The sequence below is a fragment of the Micromonospora sp. NPDC047738 genome (assembly GCF_040642675.1).
In the GTDB taxonomy this organism is placed as follows: Bacteria; Actinomycetota; Actinomycetes; order Mycobacteriales; family Micromonosporaceae; genus Micromonospora.
In genome coordinates, this window is the sequence record NZ_JBEYSO010000037.1 from 43,796 (window position 1) to 54,393 (window position 10,598).

The 10,598-nt window shown below is 72.4% G+C and carries 10 protein-coding genes and 1 pseudogene; 2 read left to right on the forward strand and 9 right to left on the reverse strand.

Annotated elements, in window-relative coordinates:
• Positions 1-16 precede the first annotated feature (16 nt).
• Positions 17-787 (forward strand): 6-phosphogluconolactonase, encoded by a 771-nt coding sequence (pgl, locus tag ABZ783_RS32935; RefSeq protein ID WP_357445501.1) that lies wholly within the window; start codon positions 17-19, stop codon positions 785-787.
• 127 nt (positions 788-914) lie between these two features.
• On the opposite strand, the gene ABZ783_RS32940 is transcribed toward pgl, so the two are convergent.
• The 8 genes from ABZ783_RS32940 to rapZ form a co-directional block, all read right to left on the reverse strand.
• Positions 915-1,256, reverse strand: coding sequence for an RNA polymerase-binding protein RbpA (locus tag ABZ783_RS32940; protein WP_357445504.1), 342 nt, complete (start codon positions 1,254-1,256; stop codon positions 915-917).
• A gap of 131 nt (positions 1,257-1,387) precedes the next feature.
• The gene (secG, locus tag ABZ783_RS32945) at positions 1,388-1,648 is read right to left on the reverse strand and encodes a preprotein translocase subunit SecG (RefSeq protein ID WP_073837985.1); all 261 of its coding nucleotides are present in this window, start codon (positions 1,646-1,648) and stop codon (positions 1,388-1,390) included.
• A gap of 94 nt (positions 1,649-1,742) precedes the next feature.
• Positions 1,743-2,534, reverse strand: a complete 792-nt coding sequence (gene tpiA, locus ABZ783_RS32950) for a triose-phosphate isomerase (protein WP_073837986.1) — start codon at positions 2,532-2,534, stop codon at positions 1,743-1,745.
• Positions 2,534-3,733 (reverse strand): phosphoglycerate kinase, encoded by a 1,200-nt coding sequence (locus ABZ783_RS32955; RefSeq protein WP_357445509.1) that lies wholly within the window; start codon positions 3,731-3,733, stop codon positions 2,534-2,536. Before ABZ783_RS32955 ends, tpiA begins: the two co-directional genes overlap by 1 nt.
• Positions 3,734-3,842: 109 nt before the next feature.
• On the reverse strand, positions 3,843-4,847 hold the full coding sequence (gap, locus tag ABZ783_RS32960; protein ID WP_073837988.1) for a type I glyceraldehyde-3-phosphate dehydrogenase: 1,005 nt from the start codon (positions 4,845-4,847) through the stop codon (positions 3,843-3,845).
• Positions 4,848-5,109: 262 nt separating this feature from the next.
• Positions 5,110-6,090 (reverse strand): DNA-binding protein WhiA, encoded by a 981-nt coding sequence (gene whiA / locus ABZ783_RS32965; RefSeq protein ID WP_073837989.1) that lies wholly within the window; start codon positions 6,088-6,090, stop codon positions 5,110-5,112.
• A 54-nt stretch (positions 6,091-6,144) separates the two neighbouring features.
• Positions 6,145-7,119 carry a uridine diphosphate-N-acetylglucosamine-binding protein YvcK gene (gene yvcK, locus ABZ783_RS32970; protein ID WP_357445513.1) on the reverse strand — a complete coding sequence of 325 codons (975 nt, stop codon included), beginning with the start codon at positions 7,117-7,119 and terminating at the stop codon, positions 6,145-6,147.
• Complete coding sequence (gene rapZ / locus ABZ783_RS32975; protein ID WP_357445516.1) at positions 7,116-8,024, reverse strand: RNase adapter RapZ; 909 nt, start codon at positions 8,022-8,024, stop codon at positions 7,116-7,118. Before rapZ ends, yvcK begins: the two co-directional genes overlap by 4 nt.
• 384 nt (positions 8,025-8,408) lie before the next feature.
• Between rapZ and recQ the strand changes: the two genes are divergently transcribed.
• On the forward strand, positions 8,409-10,262 hold the full coding sequence (gene recQ / locus ABZ783_RS32980) for a DNA helicase RecQ (protein ID WP_357445519.1): 1,854 nt from the start codon (positions 8,409-8,411) through the stop codon (positions 10,260-10,262).
• Between the two features lie 144 nt (positions 10,263-10,406).
• Here the strand turns inward: recQ and ABZ783_RS32985 are convergent.
• Positions 10,407-10,598: pseudogene (locus tag ABZ783_RS32985) on the reverse strand (phytochelatin synthase); the annotation flags it as partial.

Here is a 10,598-nt window from a genome sequence, read left to right on the forward strand (position 1 = left end):
CACGAAGGCACGATGGATGAGTGAGGCGAGTGTCGCCGTACACGCCGACCCCGACCTGCTGGCGCAGGCGGTGGCGGCCCGCTTGGTGGTGAAGCTGCTCGACGCGCAGGCGGACCGGGGCCAGGCGTCGGTGGTGCTGACCGGCGGGCGGATCGCCGCGGCGGTGTACCGGGCGGTGGCGGAGCTACCCGCTCGGGACGCCGTCGACTGGTCCCGGGTCGACGTCTGGTGGGGCGACGAGCGGTTCCTGCCGGCCGGCGACCCGGAACGCAACGAGACGCAGGCCCGGGCGGCGCTGCTGGACGCGGTGCCGCTGAACCCGGCGCGGATCCATCCGATGCCGGCCTCGGACGGGCCGGCCGGCAACGACCCGGAGGCGGCCGCCGCCGGATACGCGCAGGAGCTGGCCCGGGCTGCGCGGCCCGGCACCGCCGCGCTCCCCCACTTCGACGTGCTGATGCTCGGCGTCGGCGAGGACGGGCACGTGGCGTCGGTCTTTCCGGAGCACCCGGTGCACCACGACAGCCGGCCGGTCAGCGCGGTACGCGGCAGCCCGAAGCCCCCGCCGGTGCGGGTCACGCTGACCCTGCCGGCGATCAACACCGCCGAGGAGGTCTGGCTGGTGGCCGCCGGCGCGGACAAGGCCCGGGCGGTGGGCATGGCCCTCGCCGGGGCCGGGCCGGTGCAGCTTCCCGCGGCCGGGGTGCACGGGGTGTCCCGTACCCTCTGGCTGCTCGACCGGGCGGCGGCGGCCGACGTGCCGCCCCGGCTGCGCAGCCTCCGCTGAACCTCCGTCGCGGCACTCCTCGCCGCCCGCTGCGCGCAGCTTCCCGGAACGAGGGGCTGTGCCGCGGCGGAGAGCCACTCGGTCCCTGAATCAGGCCCCTCAGGGGGCGGAGGGCGAGGCGGCGCGGTCAGGCGCCCCGGCGGCGGCGTAGCGCGGCCAGGGCCTCGGCGAGGAGGGCCTCCCCCTGTTCCGGGGTACGCCGCTCCTGCACGTACGCCAGGTGGCTCTTGTAGGGCTCCGAACGCGGCCGGCCCGGCGGGTTTCCCGGGTCCGGGCCGGCCGGCTGGCCGCACCGGGGACAGTCCCACGCCGCCGGCGCCTCCGCGTCGGCGGCGATGAGGAACCGGACCTCGTGAGCGTTGCCGCACCAGTAGGTGACCGGCCGGCGCGGGGCCGGCTCGTACCGCTGGTCGAAGCGCTCGGGGGCGGACCCGATCCGGGTGCCGCGGACGACGTTGTCACCGGGCATTGCTGCTTGCTCCTGTCGTCGGAGGGGACCGCCGCACGGGGGTGGACGGCGGGCGACGCGGTGCAGCGGGAAAACAAACTGCGCGCGGTCCGTGACGGACCGCGCGCAGATTGTACGCTCGACGCGCTGACTCAGGCGCCGCTGCTCAGCTGGAGCCGGAGCCAGAGCCCGATCCCGACGATGCACGCAAACCAGATGATCCCGACCAGAACGGTGTAGCGGTCGAGGTTCTTCTCGGCGACCGAGGAGCCGGCCAGGCTGGAGCTGACGCCGCCGCCGAACATGCTCGACAGCCCGCCGCCCTTGCCGCGGTGCAGGAGGATCAGCAGCGTGAGCAGGACGCTCGTGATGACCAGCAACACGATCATCGTGTAGGCGAACCAGATCGGCATGGCGGGGGTTTGTCCTCTCGTTGCGATCACTGCCCGTCCTGTCGGGCACGGCGGCACCGACCGGCGGACGGGCAGCGTCAAGGATAGCGAGCTATCAGCGAGCGATGTGCTCCGGGAACCGGCAGATCTGCGCGAATTCCTCGGCGTCCAGGCTGGCACCGCCGATCAGGGCCCCGTCCACGTCCGGCTGGGCCATGATCGCGGCGATGTTCGACGCCTTGACCGAGCCGCCGTAGAGGATCCGGACCTGCTGGGCGGTGGCCTCGTCGAAGGTGTCGCCGAGCCGCTTGCGCACCTCGCCGCAGACCTCCTGGGCGTCCTCCGGGGTCGCCGTCTTGCCGGTACCGATCGCCCAGACCGGCTCGTACGCCACGACGACCTTGGTGACCTGCTCCGCGGTGAGCCCGCGGAGCGCGCCGTCAAGCTGGTCGCAGCAGTGCGGCACGTGCCGGAGCTGCTCCCGGACCTCCAGCCCCTCGCCGATACAGAGGATCGGGGTGAGCCCGTTGGCCAACGCGGCGTTCACCTTGTCGTTGACCAGTGCGTCGTCCTCGTTGTGGTACTGCCGCCGCTCCGAGTGGCCGACCACCACGTAGGTGCAGCCCAGCTTGGCGAGCATCGACCCGGCGATGTCCCCGGTGTACGCGCCCGACTGGTACGGCGACAGGTCCTGCGCGCCGTAGCCGATCAGCAGCTTGTCGCCGTCCACCGCCGTCTGCACGGTCCGCAGGTCGGTGAAGGGCGGCAGGACCACCGTCTCGACCTCGGTGAGCTGCTTCTCGGTGAGGCTCGCGGCCAGCTTCTGCACCAGCAGGTTGGCCTCGAGGTGGTTCAGGTTCATCTTCCAGTTGCCGGCCATCAGGGGCCGGCGGGTGGGGCTCGCCATCACTTCTCCAGGGCCGCGATGCCGGGGAGGGTCTTGCCCTCCAGATACTCCAGGGAGGCGCCGCCGCCGGTGGAGATGTGATCGAACGCCGACTCGTCGAGCCCGAGCGTCCGCACCGCCGCCGCCGAGTCACCGCCGCCCACGACGCTGAACGCACCGGACTTCGCGATCGCCTCGGCAACCCCGCGGGTCCCGTTCGCGAACGCGGCCATCTCGAACACGCCCATCGGGCCGTTCCAGAACACCGTCCGCGCCTGCTTGAGGGCGGCGGCGAACCCGGCCACGGTCTCCGGGCCGATGTCGAGCCCGACCCGCTTGTTCGGGATGCCGTCCACCCGGACCGTGTGGTGCTCGGCGTCCGGCGCGAAGGCGACCGCGGCCACCACGTCGACCGGGAGCATGATCTTGCCCGGCTCGCGTTCCATCAGGTTGCGGCAGGTCTCGACCATCTCCTCCTCCAGCAGCGAGCTGCCCACCTCCAGGCCCTGGGCCTTGAGGAAGGTGAAGCACATCCCGCCGCCGATGAGCAGCCGGTCGACCTTCGGCAGCAGCGCCTCGATCACGGCCAGCTTGTCGGAGACCTTGGAGCCGCCCAGCACCACCACGTACGGCCGCTCCGGGTCGCCGGTCAGCTTGCTGAGCACCTCCACCTCGCGCAGCACCAGCCGGCCGGCGAAGTGTGGCAGCCGGGCCGGCACGTCGTAGACGCTGGCATGCTTGCGATGCACCGCGCCGAAGGCGTCGTCGACGTACGCCTCGCCGAGGGCGGCGAGCTGGTCGGCGAAGGCGCCCCGCTCGGCGTCGTCCTTGCTCGTCTCACCCTTGTTGAAGCGGAGGTTCTCGAGCACGGCGACCTGACCGTCGGCGAGGCCCTCCACGCATGCGCGGGCCGAGTCGCCGACGGTGTCCTCGGCGAACTGGACCGGGGCACCGAGCAGCTCGCCCAGCCGGCCGGCCACCGGGCGGAGGCTGAACTGCGGGTCCGGCGCGCCCTTCGGGCGGCCCAGGTGCGAGCAGACGACCACCTTCGCGCCGGCCTGGACCAGCGCGCTCAGCGTCGGCAGGACGGCCCGGATCCGGCCGTCGTCGGTGATCTCACCGGTCTGCTTGTCGAGTGGGACGTTCAGGTCGGCGCGCACCAGCACGCGCCGACCCGACACCCCCTCGGCGAGCAGGTCGTCGAGGTTGCGGATGCTCACAGAGCTAGCCCTCCGTTCGTGACTGGGCCTGCCTCAGCTCGCGACTGCGGGGCTCGCTCCGCTCGCTCCTCGCGCTCGCGACTGGGGCTCGCAAGCTCACTCCTCGCACTCACAGGGAGCTACCCACCAGCTTGACCAGGTCGACCAGGCGGTTCGAGTAGCCCCACTCGTTGTCGTACCAGCCGACGACCTTGACCTGGTTGCCGATCACCTTGGTCAGCGGCGCGTCGAAGATGCAGGACGCCGGGTCGGTGACGATGTCGGCGGAGACGATCGGGTCCTCGTTGTAGACCAGGATGCCCTTGAGCGGACCGTTCGCGGCGGCCTTCATCGCGGCGTTGACCTCGTCCACGGTGGTCTCCCGGCCGACCGTGACGGTCAGGTCGGTGGTCGAGCCGGTCGGGATCGGCACGCGCAGCGCGTAGCCGTCCAGCTTGCCCTTGAGCTCCGGCAGGACCAGGCCGATCGCCTTGGCGGCGCCGGTCGAGGTCGGCACGATGTTGAGCGCGGCGGCCCGGGCCCGGCGCAGGTCCTTGTGCGGCGCGTCCTGCAGGTTCTGGTCCTGCGTGTACGCGTGGATGGTGGTCATCAGACCCTGCTGGATGCCGAACGTGTCCTGCAGCACCTTCGCCATCGGGGCGAGGCAGTTGGTGGTGCACGAGGCGTTCGAGATGATGGTGTGCTTGGCCGGGTCGTACTGGTCCTGGTTGACGCCCATGACGACCGTGACGTCCTCGTTCTTCGCCGGAGCGGAGATGATGACCTTCTTGGCGCCACCGTCGATGTGCGCCTTCGCCTTGGTGGCGTCGGTGAAGAAACCGGTGGACTCGATGACGACGTCGACGCCGGCCTCGCCCCACGGCAGCTTGGCCGGGTCCTTCTCGGCGTACGCCTTGATGGTGTGACCGCCCACGCTGATCTCGTCGTCGGTGGCCTTCACCTCGTGCGGGAGACGGCCCAGGATGCTGTCGTACTTGACAAGGTGGGCGAGCGTCGCGTTGTCGGTCAGGTCGTTGACCGCCACGACCTCGACGTCAGCGCCGGACGCCAGCACTGCCCGGAAGAAGTTGCGGCCGATCCGGCCGAAGCCGTTGATGCCAACCCGGATGGTCACAGGTCCCATCTCCTCGCGTTCTGGTCCGCCGGCGTCAGAACAGGGCCGGCGGAGGTGTGTGCGCCGACCGTTGGAGCCGGCCGTTGACGGTTCATCTCGGCCACCCCGCCGCGGTCCTGAGGACCTGACCGCCCGAGGCGGTGAGCACGGCGAGGGGTGCCTGTGCCGGCCCCCTTGCCGTACGCAGCGACCTTATCCGAGCGTGCCGCATCGCGCTGCGGCGGGTGGTGAACCCGCCGGCAGGTGACGCCTCACCGTCCTATCAGACCACGAGCATGTCCGGCGTGACGGCCGCTTCCGTATCCGGGATGCCCAGGTCCCGGGCCCGCTTGTCGGCCAGCGCGAGGAGCCGGCGGATCCGGCCGGCGATTGCGTCCTTGGTCAGCGGCGGATCGGCGAGGGCGCCCAGCTCCTCCAGCGACGCCTGCCGGTGCTCCAGCCGCAGCCTTCCGGCGGAGGTGAGGTGGTGCGGGGCGTCGTCGGCGAGGATCTCCAGGGCCCGGGTGACCCGGGCGGCGGCGGCCACCGCGGCGCGGGCCGAGCGGCGCAGGTTGGCGTCGTCGAAGTTCGCCAGCCGGTTGGCGGTCGCCCGGACCTCCCGGCGCACCCGGCGCTCCTCCCAGGCCAGCACGCTGGCGTGGGCGCCGATGCGGGTGAGCAGGGCGGCGATCGAGTCCCCGTCCTTGACCACCACCCGGTCCACCCCACGGACCTCGCGGTTCTTGGCGGTGATCCCGATCCGTCGGGCCGCGCCGACCAGGGCGAGGGCCGACTCGGGGCCGGGGCAGGTGATCTCCAGCGCGCTGGAGCGGCCCGGCTCGGTGAGCGAGCCGTGGGCCATGAAGGCGCCCCGCCACGCGGAGACCGCGCAGCAGACGTTGGCCGCGACGACGTGCGGCGGCAGGCCGCGCACCGGGCGGCCCCGGACGTCCAGCAGACCGGTCTGGCGCGCCAGCGCCTCGCCGTCCTTGACCACCCGCACGATGAAGTGACTGCCCTTGCGCAGCCCGCCGGAGGCGAGCACGTGGATCTCGCTCGGGTAGCCGTAGACCTCGGCGATCTCCCGCCGCAGCCGCCGGGCGACCGCGCCGGTGTCCAGCTCCGCCTCGACCACCACGCGACCCGACACGATGTGCAGGCCGCCCGCGAAACGCAGCAGGGCCGCCATCTCCGCCCGCCGGCAGCACGGCTTGGGCACGTCGACCCGACTCAGCTCGTCTTTGACCGCCGCCGTCATCGCCATAGTGCGCCCCCTCACGGACCGGTTCCGGCGTGTCGCCGTTGATTACGTACGTGTCTAACGATCGGCACCCAGGACAGGCACCAGCGCGGCGCCCAGGGCGGCTGGATCATGACGGGGCGCGCCGTCGAGGACGGCGACGGGGGCGAGGACCAGCCGGGCACCCAGCGATTCTGCCGCACCCGCAACCGCCTCGGGGTCACCCACCGCCGTGGAGTCCGCCAGCACCATGTCCACCTTCAGCTCGGGCAGATAGCGCCGCAGGGTGTCCAGATGGTCGGCCAGGGAGAGCCCGTGGGTCTCCTTCTCCGCCACCAGGTTGAGCGTGACCAGCCGCCGCGCCGGACTGGAGACGATCGCGTCGGCCAACTGCGGCACCAGCAGGTGGGGCAGCACGCTGGTGTACCAGCTGCCCGGCCCGAAGATCAGCCAGTCGGCCGCGCGTACCGCGGCGACCGCCTCCGGGCAGGCCGCCGGCGCGGCCGGGGTGAGCCGCAGCGACTCGACCCGGCCGGAGGTGACCGCCACCTGATGCTGGCCGCGCACCGTGCGTACCTCGTCGGGGTGGCCCGGATCGGCGCCGCGCACCCGGGCCTCGATGTCGACCGGCTGGCAGGACATCGGCAGCACCCGGCCCACCGCGCCGAGCATCGCACCGGCGTGGTCGAGCGCGGCCACCGGATCGCCGAGCAGCTCCGTCAACCCGTTGAGCAGCAGGTTGCCGACCGCGTGCCCGGCCAGCGAATCGCCCGCTCCCGCGCCGTCGCCGGCGGCGAAGCGGTGCTGGAAGAGCGCCGCGCTGCGCCGGGTGGCCGGGTGATCGCCGGCCAGCGCGACCAGCGCCTGCCGCAGGTCTCCCGGCGGCAGCCCGCCGCGCTCGGCCCGCAGCCGGCCGCTCGAGCCGCCGTCGTCGCCGACGGTGACCACCGCGGTGATGTCCAGGTCCAGCTCGGGTACGCAGTGCCGCAGCGCCCGCAGGGACGCCGAGAGCCCGTGCCCGCCGCCGAAGGCGACCACCCTGGTCGGGATCATTCCCGCCCCAGGTCCCGGTGCTGCGCGTGGGCGGCGATGCCGGACTGACGCAGCCGGGCGGCCAACTCCTCGGCGATCGCGACGCTGCGGTGCTTGCCGCCGGTGCAGCCGACCGCCACGGTCAGGTAGCGCTTGCCCTCCCGCTCGAAGCCGGCGGTGGTGGCGTTGACCAGATCGGCGTAGCCGGTCACGAAGGCTTCCGCGCCCTCCTGGCCCAGCACGTACGCGCTGACCGCCTCCTCGCGCCCGGTGTGCTCGCGCAGCTCCGACACCCAGTACGGGTTGGGCAGGAACCGGGCGTCCATCACGAAGTCGGCGTCCGGGGGAAGGCCGTACTTGAACCCGAAGGAGAGCACGGTGATCCGCAGTCGACGGGAGTCCTCCCCGCCGAACAGCTCCTCGACCCGGCGCCGGAGCTGGTTGACGTTCAGATGGCTGGTGTCGATGATCACGTCGGCCTGGTCCCGGGCCTCCTCCAGCAGCGCGCGCTCGACGGCGATGCCGTCGGCCAGCCGCCCGTCACCCTGCAGCGGGTGCGAGCGCCGGACGCTCTCGAACCGGCGGATCAGCACCTCGTCGTCGGCGTCGACGAAGACCACCCGGGGCTGGAAGCCACGCTCCCGCAGCTCCCGGATCGCGCCGGCCAGGTCGGTGGAGAAGGCGCGGGAGCGGACGTCCAGCACCATGGCCGTACGCCGGGCCGCGCCGCCGGCCTTGAAGGCCAGCTCGGCCATGTCCAGCATGAGCGCCTGGGGCAGGTTGTCGACCACGTAGTAGCCCACGTTCTCCAGCGCCCGGGCCACCGTGCTGCGGCCACCGCCGGAAAGGCCGGTCACCACCACCAGGGTGGTGTCCACCTCGGCCGGCGCCGGCCGTCCGAGGGCTGTCTCCGTACCTGTCGGCACCAGGTCTCCCGGCGTCCGCGCCTCGCTCACCCGTTACCCCCAAGCCGTGGCGCCGCGGCCGCTCGGCCGCGCGTGGTCAGTCAGCGACTCTAACGGCTGCGACCCGGCCCGGGATTCCACGGGGTGACGACCGGAACAGCTACTTGTCCGGTTTGTCGTCGTCTCGGTATCGGTTTCCCCAGGTCCCGCCGGAGACGGTCGCACTTCCGACACCGTCAGCCACTGCTGACGGTCGGTGACCGCTCGCGCGCCACCGGTGAGTGTGCCCACCCTGGCCGCCCGACCGAGCCGGCCCGACGTGGCCCGGGCCGGCCGGGCCCCGCGGACCCCGCGACGCGCTCGCCGGAGCGGGCCGCTGTCGGAGGCCGCTCGTAGACTGCGCGGATGGTCTCCCCCACCGATGAGCGGACCGAGGACGCGCTGCGGGTGTTGCGCCGGGTGTTCGGCTACGACGCCTTCCGAGGCTTCCAGCAGGAGGTCGTCGAGCACGTGGTGGCCGGCGGAGACGCGCTGGTGCTGATGCCGACCGGGGGCGGCAAGTCGCTCTGCTACCAGATCCCCGCGCTGGTCCGGGACGGGGTCGCGGTGGTCGTCTCGCCACTGATCGCCCTCATGCAGGACCAGGTCGACGCGCTCACCGCCGTCGGCGTCCGCGCCGGGTTCCTCAACTCGACCCAGGAGCCGGCGGAGCGGCGGCGGGTGGAGAGCGCCTTCCTCGCCGGCGAGCTGGACCTGCTCTACCTCGCCCCGGAAGCCCTGGCCGGCCGCGCCACGGTCGGCCTGCTGGAGCGGGGCCGGATCGGGCTGTTCGCCATCGACGAGGCGCACTGCGTCTCCCAGTGGGGGCACGACTTCCGCCCCGACTACCTCAACCTCTCGATGCTGCACGAGCACTGGCCGGGGGTGCCGCGGATCGCGCTCACCGCCACCGCGACCAAGGCCACCCGTACGGAGATCGCCACCCGGCTCCAGCTCACCGACGCCCGACACTTCGTGGCCAGCTTCGATCGGCCCAACATCCAGTACCGGATCGTGCCCAAGCGGGAGCCGCGCAGGCAGCTGCTGAGCCTGCTGCGCGACGAGCACCCGGGCGACGCGGGCATCGTCTACTGCCTGTCCCGTGCGTCGGTGGAGAAGACGGCCGAGTTCCTGGTGGCGAACGGGATCCCGGCCCTGCCGTACCACGCCGGGCTGGACGCCCGGACCCGGGCCGCCAACCAGCAGCGCTTCCTGCGCGAGGACGGGCTGGTCATGGTCGCCACCATCGCGTTCGGGATGGGCATCGACAAGCCGGACGTACGCTTCGTCGCCCACCTCGACCTGCCGAAGTCGGTCGAGGGCTACTACCAGGAGACCGGCCGGGCCGGGCGGGACGGCCTGCCGTCGACGGCCTGGCTGGCGTACGGGCTCCAGGACGTGGTCCAGCAGCGCAAGATGATCGAGACCTCCGAGGGCGACCTGGCGCACCGGCGCAACCTCGCCGCCCACCTGGACGCGATGCTGGCCCTCTGCGAGACGGTCCGCTGCCGCCGGGCGCAGCTCCTCGAGTATTTCGGCGAGACCGGCGCGGGCGGCTGCGGCAACTGCGACACCTGCCTCGAACCACCGGAGTCCTGGGACGGCACGGTCGCCGCGCAGAAGCTGCTCTCCACCGTCTACCGGCTGGACCGGGAACGCAACCAGCGGTTCGGCGCCGGGCACTGCGTGGACATCCTGCTCGGCAAACGCACCGACAAGATCGACCAGTACGGCCACGACTCGTTGACCACCTTCGGCATCGGCACCGAGCTGCGCGAGGCGGAGTGGCGGGGCGTGGTGCGGCAACTGCTCGCCGAGGGCCTGCTCGCCGTCGAGGGCGACTACGGCACCCTCGCCCTGACCGAGGCGAGCGCCGAGGTGCTGGGCCGCCGGCGTACGGTCACCATGCGGCGGGAGCCGGAGAAGCCGGTGTCCGCCCGGTCGGCGAAACCGCGGGGCGCGGCCACCGTCGTCGCCGACCTCACCCCCGCCGCGGCCCCGGTGTTCGAGCGGCTGCGGGCCTGGCGGGCGGCCACCGCCAAGGAGCAGGGCGTGCCCGCGTACGTCATCTTCCACGACGCGACCCTGCGCCAGATCGCCACCGAGGCGCCGGCCTCGCTGACCGAGCTGTCCCGGATCAACGGCGTCGGCGAGAACAAGCTCGCGAAGTACGGCGAGCAGATCCTCGCCGTACTCGCCGAGGCCGACGCACCTGCCTGACCGCCACACGCCGCCGCCACCGGTTCGACTGGCCGGCATCGGGAGACGCCGAACGGCCGGCCCCTGGTTGGGGGTCGGCCGTTTCTGGGTGTGTCGAAGGGCCGGCCCCTTTGGTGGGGCCGGCCCTTCGGGTTGTCTCTTGTGTCAGGAGGCCGAGTAGCCGCGGGTGGCGATCCAGTCGGCGAGGTTGTCGACGCTGATCCGGTAGGAGGCGGTGTTGGGGTTGGCGGAGTCGGCGATCGTGACGGTCTTGCCGTTGTCGTGGTAGCCGACGACGCTGATGTAGTGGCCGCCTTCGAAGGAGTGGGTGTTGCCGTCGGTGTCGGTGGTGGTGCC

Coding starts and splice junctions, on each gene's coding strand:
- yvcK (WP_357445513.1), bottom strand. CDS start 7,119: ATGATCCCGACCAGGGTGGTCGCCTTCGGCGGCGGGCACGGGCTCTCG.
- pgl (WP_357445501.1), top strand. CDS start 17: ATGAGTGAGGCGAGTGTCGCCGTACACGCCGACCCCGACCTGCTGGCG.
- secG (WP_073837985.1), bottom strand. CDS start 1,648: ATGCCGATCTGGTTCGCCTACACGATGATCGTGTTGCTGGTCATCACG.
- ABZ783_RS32940 (WP_357445504.1), bottom strand. CDS start 1,256: ATGCCCGGTGACAACGTCGTCCGCGGCACCCGGATCGGGTCCGCCCCC.
- whiA (WP_073837989.1), bottom strand. CDS start 6,090: ATGGCGATGACGGCGGCGGTCAAAGACGAGCTGAGTCGGGTCGACGTG.
- recQ (WP_357445519.1), top strand. CDS start 8,409: ATGGTCTCCCCCACCGATGAGCGGACCGAGGACGCGCTGCGGGTGTTG.
- tpiA (WP_073837986.1), bottom strand. CDS start 2,534: ATGGCGAGCCCCACCCGCCGGCCCCTGATGGCCGGCAACTGGAAGATG.